The sequence below is a fragment of the Butyricicoccus faecihominis genome, assembly GCF_024462775.1.
Classification (GTDB): Bacteria; Bacillota; Clostridia; order Oscillospirales; family Butyricicoccaceae; genus Agathobaculum; species Agathobaculum faecihominis_A.
The window spans coordinates 1-21,701 of record NZ_JANGCE010000014.1 but is presented as its reverse complement, the minus strand read 5'-3'; the positions used below and the strand labels follow the sequence as shown (position 1 = coordinate 21,701).

The 21,701-nt window shown below is 59.2% G+C and carries 18 protein-coding genes; 17 read left to right on the top strand and 1 reads right to left on the bottom strand.

Translation table 11 applies throughout. The features are described 5' to 3' along the window. The first annotated feature begins 2 nt into the window (after window positions 1–2). The 10 genes from NE562_RS08840 (at window position 3) to NE562_RS08795 (ending at window position 11,617) form a co-directional block, all read left to right on the top strand. The gene (locus NE562_RS08840) at window positions 3–260 is read left to right on the top strand and encodes an HPr family phosphocarrier protein (protein ID WP_280962045.1); all 258 of its coding nucleotides are present in this window, start codon (window positions 3–5) and stop codon (window positions 258–260) included. Between the two features lie 144 nt (window positions 261–404). Then, window positions 405–1,517 (top strand): alanine dehydrogenase, encoded by a 1,113-nt coding sequence (ald, locus tag NE562_RS08835; RefSeq protein WP_280962044.1) that lies wholly within the window; start codon window positions 405–407, stop codon window positions 1,515–1,517. A gap of 301 nt (window positions 1,518–1,818) precedes the next feature. Next, a complete protein-coding gene (locus NE562_RS08830) occupies window positions 1,819–5,682 on the top strand; it encodes an S-layer homology domain-containing protein (protein ID WP_280962043.1) in 3,864 nt (1,287 codons plus the stop codon). 296 nt (window positions 5,683–5,978) lie between these two features. After that, on the top strand, window positions 5,979–7,373 hold the full coding sequence (gene rsxC, locus NE562_RS08825; protein ID WP_280962042.1) for an electron transport complex subunit RsxC: 1,395 nt from the start codon (window positions 5,979–5,981) through the stop codon (window positions 7,371–7,373). A gap of 16 nt (window positions 7,374–7,389) precedes the next feature. Then, a complete protein-coding gene (locus NE562_RS08820) occupies window positions 7,390–8,421 on the top strand; it encodes an RnfABCDGE type electron transport complex subunit D (protein WP_280962041.1) in 1,032 nt (343 codons plus the stop codon). A gap of 1 nt (window position 8,422) precedes the next feature. Further along, window positions 8,423–9,031 (top strand): RnfABCDGE type electron transport complex subunit G, encoded by a 609-nt coding sequence (locus NE562_RS08815; RefSeq protein WP_280962040.1) that lies wholly within the window; start codon window positions 8,423–8,425, stop codon window positions 9,029–9,031. Between the two features lie 13 nt (window positions 9,032–9,044). Beyond that, window positions 9,045–9,668, top strand: a complete 624-nt coding sequence (rsxE, locus tag NE562_RS08810) for an electron transport complex subunit RsxE (RefSeq protein WP_280962039.1) — start codon at window positions 9,045–9,047, stop codon at window positions 9,666–9,668. Beyond that, entirely contained in the window at window positions 9,669–10,286 is a 618-nt protein-coding gene (gene rsxA, locus NE562_RS08805) for an electron transport complex subunit RsxA (protein ID WP_280962038.1), read from the top strand. A gap of 24 nt (window positions 10,287–10,310) precedes the next feature. Next, window positions 10,311–11,213, top strand: coding sequence for an RnfABCDGE type electron transport complex subunit B (locus tag NE562_RS08800; protein WP_419196001.1), 903 nt, complete (start codon window positions 10,311–10,313; stop codon window positions 11,211–11,213). Continuing rightward, window positions 11,213–11,617, top strand: coding sequence for a Mini-ribonuclease 3 (locus NE562_RS08795; protein ID WP_280962036.1), 405 nt, complete (start codon window positions 11,213–11,215; stop codon window positions 11,615–11,617). The genes NE562_RS08800 and NE562_RS08795 overlap by 1 nt, the downstream gene beginning before the upstream one ends. Before the next feature lie 224 nt (window positions 11,618–11,841). Here NE562_RS08795 and NE562_RS08790 read toward each other — a convergent pair whose 3' ends face one another. Continuing rightward, a complete protein-coding gene (locus tag NE562_RS08790; protein WP_280962035.1) occupies window positions 11,842–12,147 on the bottom strand; it encodes a helix-turn-helix domain-containing protein in 306 nt (101 codons plus the stop codon). Window positions 12,148–12,260: 113 nt separating this feature from the next. On the opposite strand from NE562_RS08790, the gene NE562_RS08785 reads away from it, so the two are divergent. From NE562_RS08785 to NE562_RS08755, 7 genes are all read left to right on the top strand, one after another. Then, the gene (locus NE562_RS08785) at window positions 12,261–12,545 is read left to right on the top strand and encodes a hypothetical protein (RefSeq protein ID WP_280962034.1); all 285 of its coding nucleotides are present in this window, start codon (window positions 12,261–12,263) and stop codon (window positions 12,543–12,545) included. 158 nt (window positions 12,546–12,703) lie between these two features. Further along, entirely contained in the window at window positions 12,704–14,308 is a 1,605-nt protein-coding gene (locus NE562_RS08780) for a response regulator (protein WP_280962033.1), read from the top strand. Next, the gene (locus NE562_RS08775) at window positions 14,305–16,014 is read left to right on the top strand and encodes a sensor histidine kinase (protein WP_280962032.1); all 1,710 of its coding nucleotides are present in this window, start codon (window positions 14,305–14,307) and stop codon (window positions 16,012–16,014) included. Before NE562_RS08780 ends, NE562_RS08775 begins: the two co-directional genes overlap by 4 nt. After that, window positions 16,011–16,991, top strand: a complete 981-nt coding sequence (locus tag NE562_RS08770; protein WP_280962031.1) for a substrate-binding domain-containing protein — start codon at window positions 16,011–16,013, stop codon at window positions 16,989–16,991. Before NE562_RS08775 ends, NE562_RS08770 begins: the two co-directional genes overlap by 4 nt. Before the next feature lie 195 nt (window positions 16,992–17,186). Then, a complete protein-coding gene (locus tag NE562_RS08765) occupies window positions 17,187–18,311 on the top strand; it encodes a galactose ABC transporter substrate-binding protein (protein ID WP_280962030.1) in 1,125 nt (374 codons plus the stop codon). 102 nt (window positions 18,312–18,413) lie between these two features. Continuing rightward, complete coding sequence (locus tag NE562_RS08760; protein WP_280962029.1) at window positions 18,414–19,910, top strand: sugar ABC transporter ATP-binding protein; 1,497 nt, start codon at window positions 18,414–18,416, stop codon at window positions 19,908–19,910. Between the two features lie 15 nt (window positions 19,911–19,925). Continuing rightward, window positions 19,926–21,005, top strand: coding sequence for a galactose/methyl galactoside ABC transporter permease MglC (locus NE562_RS08755; RefSeq protein ID WP_280962028.1), 1,080 nt, complete (start codon window positions 19,926–19,928; stop codon window positions 21,003–21,005). Window positions 21,006–21,701: the final 696 nt, after the last annotated feature.

Here is a 21,701-nt window from a genome sequence, read left to right as displayed (position 1 = left end):
ATATGACAACACTACGCTATACCGTGACCGATCCGCTGGGGCTGCACGCGCGCCCGGCGGGCATGCTGGTCAAAAAGGCCAAGGAGTTTGGTTGCAAGGTGATGCTTGCCAAGGGTGAAAAAACAGCGGACGCGGCTAAAATGTTCGCCGTTATGGGGCTGTCCGTCAAGGGCGGCGACGAGATCGTCTTTACGCTGGAGGGCGATAACGAAGCAGAGGCCGCGCAAACGCTGGAAGCGTTTTTGAAGGAAAACCTATAATTCATGCATACACCGACGGGTGGGCCGAATTGGTCCGCCCGCCGCTTTTTTTACAAAAAAGCTTGACAAGAGGGCCGTATGCGCGGAGGATATAAGGGTAGGGAACTTTCCCGGCATGAGAAGACTGGAAAGGATGGGAACACAATGATTATTGGATTGGTCAAAGAAATCAAGAACAACGAATTTCGCGTGGGCATGACGCCGGACTGCGTCAGGGCCTATGTGGAGGCCGGCCACTCGGTGGTGGCGGAGCGCGGCGCGGGCCTTGGCTCGGGCTATACGGATGAGGAATATGAGCGGGCGGGCGCTTCGTTCCGCGCGGACGCCGCCGCCGTTTGGCACGAAGCCGGCATGATCGTTAAGGTCAAGGAGCCGATCGAAAGCGAATACCGGTATTTAAGGGAAGGGCAGCTTCTTTATACATATCTGCATCTGGCGGCTGACCGGCCGCTGACCGACGCGCTGCTGAAGGCGGGCACAACGGCGGTCGCCTACGAGACCATCACGGATGCGCGCGGCGGCCTGCCGTGCCTGATTCCGATGAGCGAGATCGCGGGCCGCATGGCGGTGCAGGAAGGCGCGAAGTATCTGGAAACGCCGTTCGGCGGGCGGGGCATCCTGCTTTCCGGCGTGCCGGGCGTGCAAAAGGCGGAGGTCGTCATCATCGGCGGCGGCGGCGTTGGCACCAACGCCTGCAAGATCGCCACCGGCATGGGCGCGAACGTCACCATTCTGGACGTCAGCGCGGCGCGTCTGGCCGAGCTGGACGATCAGTTCAGCGGCCGCGTGCAGACGCTGTACAGCAGCCGCGCCAATATCCTCGCTTCAATCGAGAAGGCCGATCTGGTGATCGGCGCGGTGCTGCTGCCGGGCCGCCGCACGCCCAAGCTGGTGCTGCGCGAGGATCTAAAGCGCATGAAGCCGGGCGCGGTCATCGTCGATGTTGCGGTCGATCAGGGCGGCTGTATCGAGACCACGCACCCCACCACCCATCAGGACCCCGTGTTCACGGTGGACGGCGTGGTGCATTACTGCGTGGCCAATATGCCGGGCGCGGTAAGCCGCACCTCGACCATCGCGCTGACGAACACCACGCTCGGACACGGTCTGGCGCTCGCCACCAAGGGCTTTGCGCAGGCGGTCCGCGACGACGCCGGGCTTGCAAACGGCGTTAACTGTTTTAAGGGCCGCTGCACCTGCCCCGGCGCCGCCGAAGCGTTCGGCCTGACGTGCAGCAATATCATGGAATTGATATAAAATGGTAAGTCGCCGCAGCGCAAAGTTGCGGCGACTTTTTTGCACATCTTTTTAAGGATAAAACCTCCAATTCGTCTTTTTATAGCTTGTGTAGTTTGTATAAAAATGTCTCACATATACACCTGTGGATTGACATGAAAGTGCAAAAACGATACACTAAAAACAATTCAAGGTATCGGAATACCGGAACGGAAAGGGGGTTGCGCGCGCCGGTCGAAAATGACGGCATATGTTCCGCCTGCTGCTGTGAAAATAAATCAGTCCCGTATAAAAAGAGAAGGGACGATAGGAGGAATTTCATATGAAAAACTCCAAATGGCGCGCTTGGGCTATGTGCCTAGCGCTTTTTTGTGGCCTTGCCGCGCCGGCCTCCGCCGGCGCTGTCGGCACGGGCGAGACCGGTACGCCGGATAACCTGCTGCATATCGCCGCGGTCAGCGGTTCGAGCGGGCAACGCAAAGATACCGGTCCGGACAAGGCGGTGGACGGAGACCGCTCCACTTACTTTTTTGCAAACGCAGATGATGCGGAGCGCTATTTATTGCTTGATTTAGGAAAGATCGTTTCGATCGAGCAGTTGGCGCTCTTCTTTTTTCGTGAATCGCCCGCGTACAGCATCCTGCTCTCAGAGGACGGCACGCATTTTGAGGAAGCGGTGACCGTATCGGATGGCAATGGCAGCAAAAAAGCGGAACGCTTCTTTTCTCTTGCCTCTCTTCCGTCCGCGCGCTATGTGAAGTTGCTTGAGCGGCAAGGCTATCAGGTCAACAGCAAGCCTTACAGCTTTGCGATCTATGAATTGGAAGTATACGGCGCGGATTCCACCACGGCGGAGGCGGTATTGGAGCGGCTCGGCGCCCCGTCCCTGTCGGATGACGGAACGATGCTGCGCCTTCCGGACTCGCCCGACCCGCGCTATCAGGTGACGCTGTACGGCTGCGAGCCCCGTCAGTTGATCGCGGCGGACGGCACGGTCAGTCAGCCGCTCCGCGATACCGAGGTGAGCGTGTTGTATCAGGTGAGCAGCCTTGCCGACCCGTCCGATACGGCCAAATCGACGCGGGCCCATACCGTGACGGTGCCCGGCGCTTATGCGCCTGGCGGCAATCAGCAGCCGAACGTGGTGCCCGGCTTGCGGGAGTGGCAAGGGGGCGAAGGCGATTTCTGCCTGAACGGCAATAGCGCTTTGGTGCTGTCCCCACAGGATGCCGTGGCGCTTGACGGCACCGCGGGGCAAATCGCGTCCTTTTTCTCGGATATGCTGAATCGTCCCATTGCCACACGCGTGGGATCGCCCGCGCCGGGCGATGTGCTGCTTCGGCTCGATCCTTCGCTTTCGCCGCTCGGTGAGGAAGGCTACACGCTGAACAGCGGCGATGTCTTTACCATATCGGCCGCCGCGCCGCAGGGCGTATTATACGGCGGCGTTTCGCTCGTACAGGTGCTGTGGCAGGATGCGGCGCATACCCGGTTCCCGCGCGGGCAGGCGCGTGATTATCCGCGTTACGACGTGCGCGGCGGCCTGCTCGATATCGCGTCGGCCTATCTTACGCCGAACGAGCTGGCGCAGCTTTCCCGCTATATGGCGTGGTTCAAGCTTAACGAGCTGCACCTTCACATCAACGACAGCAGCGCCGCTTCCGGAAAATCCGCCTTTCGGCTGGCCTGTGAGGACTTTCCCTTGCTGCCCGCTGCGGACGGCTTCTACACCGAGGAAACCTATCAGGCGTTGCAGACACAGGCCAAAGCCTATGGAATCGAAGTGGTGACCGAAATCGTCGGCCCCGCACGCGGCGCGTGCTTTGCAAACGCCGCCGAACTTCCCTTGGATGAGACCGGCGCGTTCGATATATCTTTTCCCGAAGCCTTTGATCTGACCGCCTGCTTCTTACAGCGATTGACCGATGCGTATCTGACCGGAGACGACCCGTTTTTGCAGGGCGCGTATTACGACGTCGGCGCGGGGATCTACGGCGAAGCGAACGGACCGGCGCTGGCACAGCTTGCGGATGCGCTGGCAGACCGTGCGGGGGCAGCCGGGAAGCAAGCGCGAGTCTGGTATATGAACGGAATCAAAGATATGCGGTCCGCCGCGGATATCCTGTTGTGGCCGGACGACCCGGCGGCGGCGCGAACCGCGTTTCAAACCGGCCGGGGCGTTATCGACGTTCGCCGCTCCCTGACCCAGCTTTCGACCGGCGGAAGAAACGGTTTGCCGGATCATTTCGACCTTGCCGCGCAGGTTGACCGGTATGCGGTCGAAGACCTTGCCGTGTCCGCCGGTATCTCGCCCGCCGATCCGCAAACGCGGGGCGCGATTTTCTGCCTTTGGAACGAACAGGCCTCTTTTGGCGGCGGCTATGCAGCCGTCGACCTATTTGACCGGATGAAAAACGCCGTGGCGCTGATCGCGGAAAAAACATGGTGCGGCGATGGGGACAAACAGACGGGCGCGCGGTTCGCCAGCCGCTTTGAAAAAGTCGGCGCGCGGGCGGGCAACGCCGATCCGGGCCGTTTTGTCGCCTCTCAAACAGATATGCTGGTTGATCTGGACTTTGCATCGAACGGCGCCGACCGCACGGAGAACGGCCGCGACGGCGTGGCCGAGGGGGGCGCGACGTTTGACACGCTGGAAGGTAGGCCCGCCCTCTGTCTCGATGGAACCGGCGCGTTAACGCTCCCGGTCGCTGCGATCGGTTATCCCTATACCGCCCGCATCGATATATTTTGTGATACGGAAATGTCGCCCGACACCCTGCTTTACACAGGCGCGGACGGCTCTTTTTATTGGAATGTGGAAGAGACGGGCTGTCCCGGCTATCGGCGCGGCGACTACACCTTTTGCTTTGACGGCGCCCACCTGCCCGCCGGTCGCTGGTGCACACTGGTGCTGACCGGCGACCGGAACGGTACGGCCCTTTACATAGACGGCAAAAAGCAGGGCGGCCCCATGCTGTATGACACGTCCATGCCGGGCGTGATGCGCCTGCCGGATTGTTCCACCTTTCTATTGCCAACCGCCTATCTTGGGAAAGGCATGACCGGCGGTATCGGCGCGCTTACCTTATATAATAGAGTTTTGACGGAGCAAGAGATCGCGGCGCTCACCCCAGCCTTGCCGCCGACCAACGTACCGGATACGCCGACCGAGCCCGAGCAACCGGAGCCGCCCGGCCCATCCGAACCTCCGGCCGATCCGAGCCGACCGGGCGGCGGTTCTGGCGGAGGAACCGGCGGCGGCACCGGGAACGGCCCGTCCGGCGGTATCGGCGCGGCGGCCCAAGAAACGCCGCCGGCCGAGCATACCGTGACGCTGCAAAACGGTACCAAGCGAACCGAAACCACTGAAACGGACGGCACCCGGCGCATCAGCGACCTTACGCCCTCCGGCGTGCGTATCGATACGCTGATCTCGCCCGAAGGGGCGACGAGCGCGGCCGTTACCGTGCCGGACGGCGCGCCGCCGCTTACCGTGACCATCCCGGTCGATTCGCCGCGTTCCGGGTTGGTGCCGCTGGCGCATCTGCCGGACGGCGGCGAGCGCGTGATTCCAAAATCCGCCGTATCGGAGGAAGGCGTGGCTTTTTTGTGCCACGCGACCTGCTCGCTGCGCATTGTCGATCAAGACAAAACGTTCAGCGATATGGACGGCCGAAGCTGGGCGAAGGACGCGGTCACCTTTGTCGCGGCGCGCGGCCTGTTCGGCGGCATGACGGAAACCACCTTTTGGCCGGACGGCGGAATGAGCCGGGGCATGCTTGCAACCGTGCTGCACCGATTGGAAAGCTGCCCCGCCGCCCAAGGAGACGGCGGATTTGACGATCTGGCTGCAAACCGCTATTATTCCGAGGCCGCCGCATGGGCGGCCGAAAACGAACTGATCCGCGGGATCGGTCCGGATTTTGCGGCAGACCGACCGGTATCGCGCGAACAGCTCGTCACCATCTTGCACCGCTACGCCGGAAGCCCAAGTGTGGCGGGCCAATCCTTCCTTCCCAGTAACGCGGAACCCTCTGATTGGGCGCTTCCCGCGGTGCGGTGGGCGCGGGAGAAGGGGCTGTTCACCGGGCGGCCCGACGGCTCGCTCGATCTAAAAAGCCCGGTTACCCGCGCCGAAGCAGCCGTGATGCTGGAACGGCTGGTCGTCCAGCTGCTCGCCGCGTAAAATTCCCAAAAGTATACTTTTTACGGTATGATTCGGCAGCGTTCGCGCGCGGCGGCCGTTCAGTATTTATTCACAAATCGACCGTTACACTTCACCACAATTTACCCATTGTGCGCAAATTTTTTTTGCATTGAGGCAAGTTTTTTGAGTTTCGGGGTTGCTTATTGGGGGTAAACAACAGTATAATCTACTATGTAAGGCTGTGTGAAGGCGCTGCCTAACCATATCGTTTGAAGATGGAGCCGAAGGGGCTCCCTTCGGTTCTTCTTGCGCAAAAAAATAGAGAGGTGAAAAACATGGTGTATTCGTTCCGTGGCGGCATTCATCCCGGTACCCACAGCGATCCGGGATACAAGGCCGCGACAAACACCAAGCCGATCGAGAAGCTGGCGTTGCCTGAGAAGGTAATACTTCCGGTTTCTATGCACATCGGCGCTCCGGCGAAGCCGATCGTTTCGGTCGGCGACATCGTGGATCTGGGCCAGACGGTCGCCGAGGCGGGCGGTTTTGTCTCGGCGCCGATCCACGCGACCGTGTCCGGCAAGGTCACGGCAGTAGCTCCCATGCTGCATCCAAGCGGCAACAAGATCCTTTCCATCGTGATCGAAAACGACGGCGAGGACCGGCTCCACGAATCTGTGCATCCGTATGACTTTACGGCAATGACGAACGAGGAGCGCATCGAACATATCCGCAAGAGCGGCATCGTCGGCCACGGCGGCGCGACGTTCCCGACTCACGTCAAAATCCAATCCGGCATCGGCAAGTGCGATACCATCATCGTAAACGGCGCCGAATGCGAACCCTACATCACGTCCGACCACCGTCTGCTGCTCGAGCGCCCCGAAGAGGTCGTTGAAGGCCTGAAAATGCTGGCCGATCTCATGGGCGTGCAGACTGCGATCATCGCGATCGAGGAAAACAAGTCCGATACCTTCCCGAAGCTGCAGGAACTGATGGCTTCCGACCCGCGGCTAAAGCTCTACCCCTTAAAGTGTAAATACCCGCAGGGCGCGGAAAAGCAGCTCATTAACGCCTGCACCGGCCGCGAGGTTCCCTCCGGCAAGCTGCCGGCGGACGCGGGCTGCGCCGTGTTCAATGTGGATACCACGGGCGCTGTCTACCGCTGCTTCGCGCAGGGCATGCCGGTCATCCGCCGTATCGTTACGGTTTCCGGCTCCGCCGTGGCGGACCCCAAGAACCTTGAAGTCCGCATCGGCACGCAGATCGAAAAGCTGATCGACGCGTGCGGCGGCTTTAAAGAAGCGCCCAATAAGCTTCTGATGGGCGGCCCGATGATGGGCGTGGCACAGTACTCGCTCGAAATCCCGGTGTTTAAGGGCACAAACGCGTTCCTCGCTATGTGCGGCGAAGAGGATAAGCGTGTGGAAAACCCGCAGTGCATCCGCTGCGGCAAGTGCATCGGCGCTTGCCCGATGCATCTGCTGCCCATGTACATGAACGTGTATGGCAAGGCGGATAATCTGGACGAAGCGGCAAAGTGCGGCATGATGGATTGCATCGAGTGCGGCTCGTGCGCCTATGTGTGCCCCGCGCGCATTCCGCTGGTGGCCCAGTTCCGCCTGTCCAAGGGCAAGATACAGGCGCAGCGCATGGCCGCAAAGGCCAAGGCGGACGCTGAAAAGGCAAAGGCCGAGGCCGAAAAGGCCGCCGAAGCCGAAAAGAAGTAAGGAGGGGAAAACGAATATGTATGATTTAAGTAAAGTCGTCGTCACCTCCTCGCCCCACATCAAGGCGGAGGACGACACCCGCAGCCTGATGCTGGACGTGCTGATCGCGCTGATCCCGGCGCTGGCCGTCGCGGTGTTCACCTTCGGGCCCCGTGCGCTCGTGCTCACCATCATTTCGATGGTGTCCTGCGGCGTGTTTGAGGCGCTCTACTGCAAAATAGTGCATCAGCCCGTCACCGTGCGCGATTTGTCCGCCATGGTCACCGGCGTGCTGATCGCCTTCAACATCCCGGTCGCGGCTCCCTGGTGGATGCCCGTGTTCGGCGGCCTGTTCGGCATCATCATCGTGAAGATGCTGTTTGGCGGTCTGGGCAAGAACTTCATGAACCCGGCGCTCGGCGCGCGTGCGTTCATGATGGCTTCCTGGCCGGCGCTGATGACCGCTTGGGTCGCGCCGAAAGCCGCGGTCGACTGGATCAAGAATGTCGCCGTGACCGATGCGATCTCCACCGCCACCCCGCTTGCCAACATGAAGGCCGGCCTGCTGCCGTGGGTGCAGAACGGCGCGAACCCCGCGCCCGTTACCGGCATGATGGACCTGCTGCTCGGCCAGTCCGGCGGCGTCATCGGCGAGACCTCCGCCCTCGCGCTGATCGCGGGCGGCCTGTACTTACTGTACCGCAAGGTCATTACCATCAATATCCCGGCGGCTTACATCCTCACCGTTGCGGTCATTACCTTCCTGTTCCCGATGGGCGGCCAGCCGCGTCTGGAATGGATGCTGGCGCAGGTGCTTTCCGGCGGCTTGATGCTCGGCGCGATCTTTATGGCGACCGATTACGTCACCAGCCCGGTCACCCCCAAGGGTCAGGTCATCTTCGGCATTGGGTGCGGTCTTTTAACCGTGTTCATCCGCTATTTCGGCGGCCTGCCGGAGGGCGTATCGTACTCCATCCTTATCATGAACACGCTGGTTTGGGCGATCGACAAGGCCACCCATCCCCGCAAGTTCGGCTACGCTTTAGAAAAGAAAAAGGAGGCGCAGTAATATGGACAGCAGCAAAAAAGAAGGCGGCATTATCCAGCTCGTCATCGTACTGGGCCTTATCACACTGGTCTGCGCGCTGCTTCTCGGCGTTGCCAACGGCGTGACCGAGCCGCTGATCAAAGACAATCAGGAAAAGACCCGTAACGCCGCCATGGAAGAGATCATTCCGGGCGCGCATTTCACCGATATGGAAGTGACCCTTGCGGCGGAAGACGTCGCGGCGGCCGGCGTATCGCTGCCGGCGGGCCGCTCGGCGGCAGCCATTTCGGGCGTTTACAAAGCGGACGTGGACGGCGCCGACGCGGGCTACTGCCTTGAAGTACAGCCCAAGGGCTTCGGCGGCGCGCTGACCATGATCGTCGGCGTGAACGCGGACGGCACCATCGCCGGCGCGAAGGTGACCGGCCACGCGGAGACCCCGGGTCTTGGCGCGAAGAGCCAGACCGACGACGCATGGATCGCGCAGTACGCCGGCCAGCCGGCGGACGGCCAGCTTCAGGTTACCAAGGACGGCGGCACGATCAACGCCATTACCGGCGCGACGATCACCTCCCGTGCGGTGACCGACGGCGTCAACACCGCCGCGGCGTATGCTGCGACTTTGGGTTAAGGAGGAAGCCATTATGAAATTTAGTGATCAACTGAAGGCCGGCGTCATCCTCGACAACCCGGTATTCATGCAGACCATCGGCCTTTGCCCCGCGCTCGCCACGACGACCTCGCTGAACAACGCGATCGGCATGGGTCTTGCGGCCACCGTCGTTCTGATCTGCTCCAACGTCGTTATTTCCATCCTTCGCAAGATTATTCCGGAAAAGGTTCGTATCGCGTGCTTCATCACCATCATCGCAACGTTCGTTACGCTGATTCAGATGGCGCTGAACGCTTACCTGCCGGATCTGGCCGCTTCTCTCGGCCTGTTCCTGCCGCTTATCGTTGTTAACTGCATTATCCTCGGCCGCGCCGAGGCGTTCGCGTCCAAGAACAAGGTGATGCCCTCCGCGCTGGACGGCGTGGTCATGGGCCTTGGCTTTACGTTCGCGCTGGTCCTCATGGGCTTCTTCCGCGAGCTGCTGGGCGCAGGCACCATCCTGTCCGGCTACGTGAACGGCATCAAGGGTATCGCGGTACCGTTCTTCAATTCCAATCCCATGGTCATGATGATCCTGCCCGCGGGCGGCTTCCTCATGATGGGCTTCATCTTCGCTGTGATCCAGAAGGTCATGGCTGGAAAGGGGGACAAGTAAATGTCTTTCGCATTACCCGCTTCCATGGGGATCACCGATCTCCTGTCCCTCGCTATCGCGGCGATTCTGGTAAACAACTACATTCTGGTCCAGTTCCTCGGCTGCTGCTCGTTCTTCGGCGTATCGAAGAAGACCGACACGGCAGTGGGCATGGGCATGGCGGTTATCTTCGTCATGGCGCTGGCCTCCGCGGTATCGTGGGCGGTTCAGTACTTCATTTTGGAGCCGCTGGGCCTTGGCTACATGCAGACGATCGCGTTCATCCTTGTTATCGCGACGCTGGTGCAGTTCGTTGAAATGTTCATGAAGAAGTCGATGCCCGCGCTTTATTCCGCGCTTGGTATTTTCCTGCCGCTGATCACCACCAACTGCGCCGTGCTTGGCGCCGCTATCTCCAATATCGATAACGGCTATTCCTTCATCGGTTCGGTGGTTTACGGTGTGTGCGCCGGTATCGGCTATACGCTGGCGATCGTGCTGTTCGCGTCCATCCGCGAGCGTCTGGATGCGACCGCAAAATGCCCCAAGTGCTTCGAGGGCTTCCCGATCGCGCTGGTTTCCGCTGCGCTGCTCGCTATGTCCTTCATGGGCTTCTCCGGCTTACAGATCTGGAAGTAAGGGAGGATATGAATTAATATGAATATGCAAAATGTAATCGCGGCGGTCGCGGTGCTGTTTGTCATGGGTGTCGTTTTCGCCATCCTGCTCGGCGTCGCGGCAAAGGTGTTCGCGGTTGAAGTGGATGAGCGCGTGCCGCTCGTGCGCGAGTGTCTGCCCGGCGCCAACTGCGGCGGCTGCGGCTACCCCGGCTGCGACGGCCTTGCCGCCGCCATCGTCGAGGGCACCGCGCCGGTAAACGGCTGCCCGGTGGGCGGCGCCGCCGCCGCTGAAAAGATCGCCGAGGTCATGGGCGTCACGGTGTCGGACGCGGAGCGTCAGGTCGCGCATGTACATTGCGGCGGCGGCTGCAACGCGCTCGACAAGGCCAAGTACGAAGGCTTGCAGGACTGCACCGCCGCCATGCGCGTCGCGGGCGGCCCCAAGGCTTGCGCGTTCGGCTGCATGGGCCTCGGCTCCTGCGTCAAGGCCTGCGCGTTTGACGCGATCCACATCGTGGACGGCGTAGCCAAGGTCGATACGGAAAAGTGCGTGGCCTGCGGCCAGTGCGTTTCCGCCTGCCCGAAGAAGCTGATCGATCTTGCCCCTGAAAGCAAAAAGACCCATGTCAACTGCATGTCGCGCGACAAGGGCCCGGAGGTGACAAAGGTTTGCTCCGTCGGCTGTATCGGCTGCAAGATGTGTGAAAAGACCTGTAAGTTCGATGCGATCCACGTGGAAAACAACGTGGCTAAGATCGACTACGACAAGTGCAAGAATTGCAAGATGTGCGCCAAGGTTTGCCCCAAGGGCTGCATCGAGCCCGTACCGACCGCCGAGGAAAAGGCCAAGTTTGCCGCCATGCAGAAGGCGCAGGCTGAAAAGGCCAAGGCCGCCGCTGCTGAAAAGGCTGCCGCAGCCGCTCCCGCCGCGCCGGAAGGCAAGTAATGGACTACCTCCGCCCCCGGCTGGACGACGCCGCGCTCGCACAGATGTCGAGTTTGGCGCTCGCGCATGTGGGTGACGCGGTGTACGAGATCATGGTGCGCGCCCTGCTCGCTTGCGCGGGCACACAGACCTCTAAAAACCTGCACAACCGCACGACCGAGCTGGTCCGCGCGGCTGCGCAGGCCAAAGCGGCCGCGCGCATCCTGCCGCTCCTCACCGAGGAGGAAGAAGCCGTTTTCCGCCGCGGGCGCAACGCCAAACCGAAAAGCGTGCCCAAATCGGCGTCCATCGCCGAGTACGCGCAGGCCACTGCGCTGGAAGCGCTGTTCGGCTGGCTGTACCTGCGCCAGCAGTACGACCGTGTCAACGAATTGTTTGAAACGATCGCGGAAGGGTTTTCGTAACTGCATAAAACAACGCCGCCGGGTTTGCCCGGCGGCGTTGTTGCGTCTGGTCACAATGAAATGCGCGGCGTGGTGCGGTCACCAATGTCATTCAGATAAGCTGTACTAAATTGTCATTCTGAGGAACGTAGTGACGAAGAATCTCGCGCGAACGCGCGAATTTCGGTAGGAACCGCGCGTTCGCGCGAGATCCTTCGCTACGCTCAGGATGACAAACATATCTGCTACATATTTTGTAGCAGATCCAAAATAATTCTCTGTTGCTTGAAATTCAGAGTAGACCAATTATCCAATAAGGTTCTTTGTTCCATTGTGAGGGGGAATGATTCTTCACCGCCGGCAAAAAATTGTGACAAAGTAATCCCGAATCCGTTGCATACTTTATCCAAAGTCTGTATGGTAGGTGTTTGCTGTTTTCTATACCATGTGGAAATAGTTGATTGTGATAGACCTGAACTTTTTGCTAAGTCATATTCACTCCATCCTCTATTCAAGCGAAGCCTTGTAATTTCATCCAGAACACTTTTCATTTAATCACCTGTTTGGTTCGTTCTTACGTTTATTATACTTCGCTAAAAACTTGAATTTTAGTTATTTAAGACGTATAATTATAACGTCTTAAAATGAAAAGAGGTATATTGACATGACGTTAAATAAAAATAACGACCCGTTGGCTTTAGATAGCATTTATCGCATGGCGATTCACGTCGCGCTTGACGGTGGAAACGGAGAACAATATTTCATCAAAGAAGCATATACACAGGGTGTGGATATTCCCGAAAGGCTTCGCGGCTATTACAAAACGCAATTAAATCGCTATTGGTGGCGCGGCTGGAAAATGCGGGCCCTTCGTGTCGCAACAGTAATTCTGATTGTTATACAGCTTGCATTTTGTACAGGGCTGCTCCTTGCGCAATGGGTACTATGAACTTTTCTGCCGTGCTAAAAACCGGCGCACTGTTTTTATGAACGGTGCGCCGGTTTTTTTCGGCCGTTTCTGTATGAAAAAAATTATTATGTATGCTGGACAGCAGACGGGAAAAATTATACACTAAAGGGGAAGGATACGGAAAGGGGAATGCCGATATGTATACCGTAGTAGTGGCGGACGACGAGGCGGAGCTGCGCCGGTCGCTGATTGAGCGCACGCCTTGGGAGGAGTGCGGCTTTCAGGTCGTGGGCGAGGCCGAAAACGGCATGGACGCGCTGGAACAGGTCGAGCGGCTGGCCCCGGATTTGCTGCTGACCGATATTCGCATGCCGTTTTTGTCCGGGATCGCGTTGGCGCGCGAGGTGCGCGAGATCAGGCCCGCCATGCATATCGCCTTTCTTTCCGGGTATGACGATTTTACCTATGCGCAGCAGGCGATCGAATACAACATCATCAGCTATTTGCTAAAGCCCATTTCCTCGCAGGAACTGGCGCGCGAACTGAAAACCATTTGCGCCAAAATGGACAAGCACTGGGCCGATCTGGCGCAGAGCCGCGCCGAGCGCCTGCATCCGCATGATTTTCTTATGCCGCTGCTTTTGGGCGCGGATACCGCCCTGCCGCCGGAAGCGGCGGAAAAAGATCTCGCGCGGCAGGCCGCAGAATGCGGCCTGATAACGGATGAGGAGGTACCTCCTCATTTCGTTGTTTTGGCCACCGAGATAGAGGACGGCCTTGGCCGCGTCTGTACCGACCGCGCGCATGTACACGCGGTCGAAACGATCACGGAAAAATACCTGCGTTCGGCCAGCTGTCTAATCGGCGGGCGGGTGCTCACCTTGGTCGCCGCCGGGGCGCACGATATCGGGAAGTACCTGCATATCGCGGTGAGCGAGATCACGCAGAGCTTGGAGCGCGTGGTTGGCGGGCGCTGCACGGTCGGCGTAAGCCGCGAGATCGCTTCGCTTTCCGGCTGCCACGCGGCCTACCGCGAAGCCGTCGGCGCGCTGCACTATACGTCGGAGGAAGGCGCGGGCGAAACGCGCTATATCGCCGATCTGGAGCACGCCCGCGCAATCCGTTCGGACTTTACCGAGGCCGCGGCGCAGCTGGAAGGGCTGATCAAGGGCGGTAGCACGGACCAGTTGACCGGATTTCTCGACACGCTGTTCGGCGGCTTCCAGACCGGCGCGCACGACCCGCTGGAGATCGACCTGATGATGGTGCAGCTGCTGGCCGCTGTGTGCCGCTCGATCGGCGCGGTGGTCGACCCGGACGCGGCGGGCGCGCTTTGGAGCGCTTCGCCCCTTTCCGGGCTGTCGTTCTCGTGCCGGTCGCCCGGGGAACTAAAGGAAAAGATGACCGATTTTTGCCTGCGCGCCAAAGAAGCGATCACCGATCAGTGCCGCGAAAGCGGCGAGGTCCTGTGCGAGCAGGCCATCGGCATGATTCAAAGCGGCTACGGCGACGAATCGCTCTCGCTCGGCACCATCAGCGAAAAGCTGCATATCAGCCCCAACTATCTTTCCGCGCTGATCCGTAAAAACGCGGGGGATACCTTTATCAACCTGCTTACCGCCAAGCGGCTGGATACCGCGCGCGAGCTGCTCACCTGCACCTCGCTCAAGGTGATGGAGATCGCGTCGCGCTGCGGTTATTCCGATCAGCACTATTTCAGCTATTGCTTTAAAAAGCGCTTTGGCATTTCCCCGATCACCCTGCGCAGGCAAGGCGGCGCGGAGGAAGGCGGGCAGGGATGAAGCAGAAAAAGGCCCTGTCGCTCTCTCGCTTGATGGTGGTGCTGGTCAGCGGCGTCGCGGCGGTGACCGCGCTGATTTCTATCTTCGTTTTTACTACCTTATATACGGCGGCGCTTCGCTCGAACGCCGCGACCGGCTCCGAGCAGTCCGTCACGCAGGCGGCCAACGCGATCGCCAACTATACGGCGGATACGAATAAGCTGCTGCGCCGGATCATCGGCGAGCTGAACAGCAGTGATGATTCCGAAACGCTCAGCGCGACCTTTGCCACCATGGTGCAGATGCGGGACGATCTGGCCAGTATCGGCGTTTACCGGCAGGACGGCTCGCTCATCGCCTGCTACGCGGATAACCGCCGCCGCAAGGCGTCGGTCGCTTCGCTCGACCTGACCGGGATGGAGGCGGACTCCACCGGCGTTTACATCACGCCGCCGCACGTGCAGAGCCTTTACATGGATTACTACCCGTGGGTGGTATCGGTCGCCCGCCCTGCGGAGCTGACGCGCTACGGCGGCGTGAACGCGTTTGTCACGGTTGATCTGCAATTTTCCACCATTGCCGGGTATATGGACGATGTCGGCATCGGCCAGCGCGGCTACAGCTTCATCATCGATAACGCGGGGCGGTTGGTCTATCACCCGCAGCAGCAGCTGATCTATTCGGGCCTCAAAAGCGAGGATACCCTGCCGCTGGCCGCTTTGCCGGACGGCGTGCACGCGGACGGCTCGCTCATCCGCGTGATCAAAAGCCTGCCGCAGGGGGATTGGCGCATCGTGGGCGTGAGCTATCTGGACGAACTGGTCGCCCAGCCTAGGCAGGCGGCGTTGGGGCGGATTCTGGCCGTCGTGCCGGTTGTGCTGCTGATTCTGCTCGCGATCAGTGTGCTGGTGTCGCGGCTGGTGTCGCGCCCCATCCACGGGCTTGTGGATGAAATGCGCCGTTTTGAGCAGGACGCGGCCCAGTTTGTTTACCAGCCGGTCAGCGGCACGGACGAGATCAACGTGCTTTCCGGCTCGTTCGAGCACATGGTGGTACGTATTCAAAACCTGATGGCCGAGGTAAAGAGCGAGGAGGAAACGCTGCGCAAGACCGAGCTGAAGGCGCTGCAAGCGCAGATCAACCCCCACTTTTTGTACAACACGCTCGATTCCATCCAGTGGATGTGCGAGGTGGGCCGCACGGACGAGGCGGTGCAGATGGTCTCTGCGCTGGCGCGTCTGTTCCGCATCAGCATTTCGCGGGGGGCCGATCTAATTCCCATCCGCCGCGAGCTGGAGCACGCCGAAAGCTATCTGATCATTCAGAAATTTCGCTACAAAGACCAGTTTTCCTATCGGTTTGACGTGGACGAATCGGTGCTTGATTGCCTGTGCAGCAAGATTACGCTACAGCCCATCATTGAAAACGCCATTCTGCACGGCTTTGGCGAACTGGTCGAGGATGGCGAGATCGTCATTTCCGCAAAAGCGGACGGCGCGAACGTGGTGCTCACCGTGACGGACAACGGCATCGGCATGGATGAGGCGCAGTGCCACGCTATTTTGTCGCACGACCAATCCGAGCCGGGCGGTATCGGCATCAAAAACGTGGCCGACCGCATCCGTATCTATTTCGGCGCGCCGTACGGCCTGTCGATCGAAAGCGAGCCAGACAGGGGCACGCGCGTCACGATCCGTCTGCCGCAGACAGGAAGGGAGGAACCATGATTAGGCTGAAACGCTTATGCGCCGCCATGCTGCTGCTATCGCTCGCGCTGTATGCGGGCTGCGCCGCGCCGCGGCAGGGGGTAGGGGCGCAAAAGCCCTTTGTGGCGGTTATCGTCAAATCCACCGGTTCTTCTTTCTGGAAATCGGTCAAAGCGGGGGCAAACGCCGCCGCAAGCGAATACAACTTTGGCTTTTCGTTTGACGGCCCGCTCAGCGAAGAGGATTACGAAGGCCAGAACCGGATGATCGGCGACGCGGTCGCCGCCGGAGCGGACGCGATCGTGCTTTCCGCCATCGACTTCAGCGGTACGGCGGAAGCCGTGGAGCGCGCGGCGGCGGCGGGCGTTAAGATCGTTGTGATCGATTCGGATGTGGATTCCGATCAGGTCGCGGTGCGCATTGGCACGGATAACTACGCCGCCGGCCGGGAAGCAGGATTGGCCGTGCTCGGCGGGGAGGAGAACACGCTCCGCATCGGCGTGATCGGCTTTGACGTGCACACCAAAAACGGACAGGAGCGCGAGCAGGGCTTTGAGGACGCCATCGCGGAGGACAGCCGCGCCGAGATCGTCGAAACGGTCAACACCTCTTCGGATTCCGAAACCGCCCAGAAAGCCACCCGCGATCTGTTGACCCGCCACCCGGAGATCAACGCCGTCGTCACCTTTAACGAGCTGACGACGCTCGGCGTCGGCCACGCGATCGGCGAGCTGGGGCTGGGCGGCACGGTGCGCGCGGTTGGGTTCGATAACAACGTTGTTTCAGTCGGTATGCTGGAAACCGGCGAAATCGACGTGCTAATCGTACAAAACCCGTTTGCCATCGGTTACCTCGGCGTGGAAAACGCCGGATTGCTCGCCTCCGGTAAAACCCCTTCAGCCGACCGGATCGACACCGAAGTGCGCGCGATCGACCGCGAAGGCATGTATTCCGATGAAAACCAGAAGTTTTTGTTCAGCTTTACAGAAAATCAGTAACATTTATATAGGATTTAACCAAAGGTGGTGTAGGAATAAACCAGTCGCTTTTTGTTTTCAGTAAAAATTCTAACCCTTTCAGTAAAGGATTCCATTTCTTTTTTGCCGCCCGGCCGATATAATAAAAACACAGAAAAGCCCGAGAGGCCTTTGAGAAGAAGAGAAGATTCCGTTAATTTTGAGGAGGGTTATCACATGAACACAAAAAGATGGCTGGCAGCCGGTTTGACGGCAACGATGCTGTTTACGCTCACCGCGTGCGGCGGCGACAAGAAGCCCGCTGAGGGCGGCGGCACGGAAGCCGGCGGCGACCAGCCCGCGGCAAACGATCTGTCGATCGGCGTACTGTATTACAACTACGCGGATACTTACATCGCTTCCGTTCGCGGCGCGCTTTCCGCTAAGCTCGACGAAATGGGCATCAAGCACTCCGATCAGGACGGCAACAACAACCAGACAACCCAGTCCGAGCAGGTGCAGAACGAAATCACCAAGGGCACCGAGATGCTGGTCGTCAACGTGGTCAACACCTCGTCCGACGACGCCGCCACCGGTATCGTAGACAAGGCCAAGGCCGGCGATCTGCCGCTCCTGTTCTTCAACCGCGAGGTTTCGGACGATGTGATCAAGAGCTATGACAAGTCCGCTTTCGTCGGCACCAACGCACCGGAAGCCGGCCACATGCAGGGCGAGATGATCGGCGATTATCTGCTGGCTGATTATGAAAAGTACGACCTGAACGGCGACGGCAAGATTTCCTACGTCATGTTCAAGGGCGAGCAGGGCAACGCGGAAGCGGAAGCCCGCACCCAGTACGGCGTTGAGGACGCGAATAAGAAACTGGTCGAGGCCGGCAAGCCCGAACTCGAATTCTATGACGCGAACAACTCCGATAAGTATTTGGTTGACAAGAACGGTTCTTGGTCCTCCGCTGCTTCGCAGGAATACATGACCACGATCCTTTCCGAGTACAACGATCAGAACAACAACATGGTCGAACTCGTTATCTGCAACAACGACGGCATGGCGGAAGGCGCGGTCACCGCGCTGAACACCGCGGGCTACAACAACGGCGACGCCGCCAAGACCATTCCGGTATTCGGCGTTGACGCGACGGACGCCGCCAAGGCCCTGATCGCGGACGGCAAGATGGCTGGTACCATCAAGCAGGACGCGGACGGCATGGCGCAGTGCATCTCTGATCTGGTAGCCAACGTGGCCGCCGGCAAGGACCTGATGGACGGCATCGCCGACAAGTACACGGTCGACGAAGGCGTTAACAAGATCCGTATCCCCTACCAGATTTATCTGGGCGAGTAAGCCGTCTTCCACCCGGACGCATTTGAAGCAATGACAAAAACGGCCGCTACCGCGCACGCGGCGGCGGCCGTTTTTATCCGAAAATAGGGGAGGAGCAAAAGTATGGCTAACGACGTTTTGCTGCAGATGACGAAAATCTGCAAGCAATTTCCCGGCGTCAAAGCGCTGGACGGCGTATCGCTCACCGTGAAGCGCGGCACCGTGCACGCGCTGATGGGCGAGAACGGCGCGGGAAAATCCACACTGATGAAATGCCTGTTCGGCATTTATGAAAAGAATAGCGGCACCATCGAACTGGAGGGAAAAGAGGTCAACTTCAAAACCTCCAAGGAAGCGCTGGAAAACGGCGTTGCCATGGTGCATCAGGAACTGAATCAGGCGCTTAAGCGCACGGTCATGGAAAACATGTGGCTGGGCCGTATCCCGCTCAAATTTGGCAACTGTATCGATGAAAAGAAGATGTATAAGGACTCGGTCGCCCTGTTTGAAAAGCTGGGCGTTAAGGTCAATCCGCACACGGTGATGAGCAAAATGCCGGTTTCCCAGCGCCAGATGGTGGAGATCGCCAAGGCGGTCTCGTACGACGCCAAGATCATCGTGTTTGACGAGCCGACTTCCTCGCTAACCGAGGTAGAGGTCGAGCACCTGTTCCGCATCATCAATATGCTGCGCGATCAGGGCTGCGGAATCATTTACATTTCTCATAAAATGGAGGAAATCCTCCGCATTTCGGACGAGGTCACCATCATGCGCGACGGGCAGTGGATCGCCACCGAGCCCGCGAGCGAGCTGACGATGGATAAGATCATCAAGCTGATGGTCGGCCGCGAGCTGACCAACCGTTTCCCGCCCAAGACCAACGAGCCCGGCGAGGTCGCGCTGGAGGTCGAAGGGCTGACCGCCATGTATTCCCACGTGAAGGATGTTTCCTTCCAGCTTAAAAAGGGCGAAATCCTCGGCATCGCGGGTCTGGACGGCTCGGGCCGGACCGAGGTTCTGGAAAACATATTCGGCGTTGCAACCCGCAAGGGCGGCACGATACGCTTGGATGGCAAGCAGGTACATAACCGCCGCGCCACCGAATCGATCAAGAACGGTTTTGCCCTGTTGACGGAGGAGCGCCGCGCCACCGGTATTTTCGGTATTTTGAACATTCGCGACAACACCGTTATTTCGAGCCTGAAAAAATACATGAAGGGGCCGATGCTGAGCAACGGCGCCATGCGTAAGGACACCGATTGGTCGATTAAAGCCATGCGCATCAAGACCCCGACGCAGGAGACAAAAATCCGCTCGCTTTCGGGCGGCAACCAGCAAAAGGTAATCCTTGGCCGTTGGCTGCTGACCGATCCCGAGGTTCTGCTGCTTGACGAGCCGACCCGCGGTATCGACGTGGGCGCAAAATACGAGATTTATCAGCTGATCATCGATCTGGCTGGCCGCGGCAAGGCGGTCATCATGGTATCGAGTGAAATGCCCGAGCTGCTTGGTGTGTGCGACCGCATCCTCGTCATGTCGGGCGGACGGCTCGCGGGCGAGGTGGATGCGAAGAACACCTCGCAGGAGGAAATCATGACGCTCGCGGCCAAGTACGCTTAAGGGGGAGGAAAAACCATGGGCAAACTCAATATCAAAGGAAAATATGAAGATTTCAAGGCGCTCAGCGCCGCGGATAAACGCAACTTCTGGAAGGAATGGTTCATCAGCAATTCGCTGTACATCTTCCTGATCGTCGCCGCGATCGGCATCGGCATTTATAACAACCGCTTTTTCGGCATTCCGTCCATCGTCAACATGCTGTCGCTGACGGCGGCCAACCTGCCGATTGCAATGGGTATCGCGGGCACCATCGTGCTGACCGGTACCGACCTGTCCGCGGGCCGTGTCGTCGGCCTGACGGCCTGTATCTCGGCGGCGCTGTTACAGGCCGCGAACTATCCGAATAGAATGTTCCCGGATCTGCCGCAGTTCCACCCGGCTGTTATGATCATCTGCACGCTGCTGATCGTCATGGTCGTCGGCGCGATCGTCGGCTTTGTCAACGGTTTCTCGGTTGCAAAGTTCGGCCTGCATCCCTTTATCGTTACGCTGGCCACGCAGCTGATCGTTTACGGCTTCCTGCTTCTGTTCACCAATCTGAACGGCAACTCCGGCGCGCCGATCTCCGGCCTGTCCGAACCGTACAAGAAGGTGGTAAACGGTTCGTTCCTTTCCATTGGCAAAACGCCGATTCCGAACTTTGTTTGGTACGCGCTCGCTATTGCCATTATCATGTGGTTCATCTGGAACAAGACCCGCTTTGGCAAGAACATGTTTGCCTGCGGCTCCAACCCGGAAGCGGCCAATGTTTCCGGCGTTAACGTAGCCAAGAATACGATGATGGTCTTCATCCTCGCGGGCGTCATGTACTCGATCACCGGCTTTATCGAAGCCGCCCGTATCGGTTCCAACAGCCCGTCCACCGGCCTGAACTACGAGCTGGACGCGATCGCGGCCTGTGTTATCGGCGGCGTATCGTTCGTCGGCGGCATTGGCTCGATCAGCGGTATCATCGTTGGCGTGCTGCTGCTTCGCATCATCTTCGTCGGCCTGACCTTCCTTTCGGTCAGCGCAAACTTGCAGTATATCATCAAGGGTCTTATTATCCTGATCGCCTGCGCGATCGATATGCGCAAATATTTAGTCCGCAAGTAAGGCTTAAAAAAGCAGCCCCGGAGCATACGCTTCGGGGCTGCTTTGCGGTTATAGGAGGTTCGCTGGCGCTCACAATTATATGCGCGGCAGTAGCCGCGAGGGCGGTGCGGCGCCCGCCGCGGGGGCAAGAAGGAAGGGACAACCACAATGTCATTATGATAAGGTCAGGCAAGAGAAAAAGGTAACGCAAGCACAGAAAATGTAGGGCGCGACGCCCTCGGCGCGCCGAGAGCGAAGCACCGGGATAAGTGAGAGCATCAAACAGGCTGGTACGGCCGAGCGAAGGGACATGGTTTCTCAGCAAGTGTTACGTCCCTTCGAGACGGCGCGCCGAGGGCGTCGCGCCCTACTAGCTCGGTGAATCCCTTGTTTTTCTCATGCGTTTCCCTCTTGACATCCATCCTTTTCGCTGCTCCTGTCAGGGGAAGAGCGTGCCGCCCTTTTGTTATCATTAACAAGTTGGGGAGAGCCGTACCGGGTGCCTAGGGATTCCGTGGAAGGGAGCCTTCGCACGGCCGGACCGGCCTGATTGGCGCGCCCATTTTCCACATCCCCGTCATTCTGAGCAGAGCGAAGAATCCCGCGCGAACGCGCGTTTCCGATGAGTGAGGCCTTCGCCTCAATAGGAGGTTCGCTGGCGCTCACAATTATATGCGCGGCGGTAGCCGCGGGCGGGCCGGGGAGGGGCCCCCGCCC

What these genes read in the sequence shown, in the direction of transcription:
- NE562_RS08775 (WP_280962032.1), top strand. Translation starts at nt 14,305, where the DNA reads ATGAAGCAGAAAAAGGCCCTGTCGCTCTCTCGCTTGATGGTGGTGCTG.
- NE562_RS08800 (WP_419196001.1), top strand. Translation starts at nt 10,311, where the DNA reads ATGCAAAATGTAATCGCGGCGGTCGCGGTGCTGTTTGTCATGGGTGTC.
- NE562_RS08770 (WP_280962031.1), top strand. Translation starts at nt 16,011, where the DNA reads ATGATTAGGCTGAAACGCTTATGCGCCGCCATGCTGCTGCTATCGCTC.
- NE562_RS08830 (WP_280962043.1), top strand. Translation starts at nt 1,819, where the DNA reads ATGAAAAACTCCAAATGGCGCGCTTGGGCTATGTGCCTAGCGCTTTTT.
- NE562_RS08815 (WP_280962040.1), top strand. Translation starts at nt 8,423, where the DNA reads ATGGACAGCAGCAAAAAAGAAGGCGGCATTATCCAGCTCGTCATCGTA.
- rsxA (WP_280962038.1), top strand. Translation starts at nt 9,669, where the DNA reads ATGTCTTTCGCATTACCCGCTTCCATGGGGATCACCGATCTCCTGTCC.
- NE562_RS08790 (WP_280962035.1), bottom strand. Translation starts at nt 12,147, where the DNA reads ATGAAAAGTGTTCTGGATGAAATTACAAGGCTTCGCTTGAATAGAGGA.
- NE562_RS08780 (WP_280962033.1), top strand. Translation starts at nt 12,704, where the DNA reads ATGTATACCGTAGTAGTGGCGGACGACGAGGCGGAGCTGCGCCGGTCG.
- NE562_RS08795 (WP_280962036.1), top strand. Translation starts at nt 11,213, where the DNA reads ATGGACTACCTCCGCCCCCGGCTGGACGACGCCGCGCTCGCACAGATG.
- NE562_RS08755 (WP_280962028.1), top strand. Translation starts at nt 19,926, where the DNA reads ATGGGCAAACTCAATATCAAAGGAAAATATGAAGATTTCAAGGCGCTC.
- ald (WP_280962044.1), top strand. Translation starts at nt 405, where the DNA reads ATGATTATTGGATTGGTCAAAGAAATCAAGAACAACGAATTTCGCGTG.
- NE562_RS08820 (WP_280962041.1), top strand. Translation starts at nt 7,390, where the DNA reads ATGTATGATTTAAGTAAAGTCGTCGTCACCTCCTCGCCCCACATCAAG.
- rsxC (WP_280962042.1), top strand. Translation starts at nt 5,979, where the DNA reads ATGGTGTATTCGTTCCGTGGCGGCATTCATCCCGGTACCCACAGCGAT.
- NE562_RS08840 (WP_280962045.1), top strand. Translation starts at nt 3, where the DNA reads ATGACAACACTACGCTATACCGTGACCGATCCGCTGGGGCTGCACGCG.
- NE562_RS08760 (WP_280962029.1), top strand. Translation starts at nt 18,414, where the DNA reads ATGGCTAACGACGTTTTGCTGCAGATGACGAAAATCTGCAAGCAATTT.
- NE562_RS08765 (WP_280962030.1), top strand. Translation starts at nt 17,187, where the DNA reads ATGAACACAAAAAGATGGCTGGCAGCCGGTTTGACGGCAACGATGCTG.
- rsxE (WP_280962039.1), top strand. Translation starts at nt 9,045, where the DNA reads ATGAAATTTAGTGATCAACTGAAGGCCGGCGTCATCCTCGACAACCCG.
- NE562_RS08785 (WP_280962034.1), top strand. Translation starts at nt 12,261, where the DNA reads ATGACGTTAAATAAAAATAACGACCCGTTGGCTTTAGATAGCATTTAT.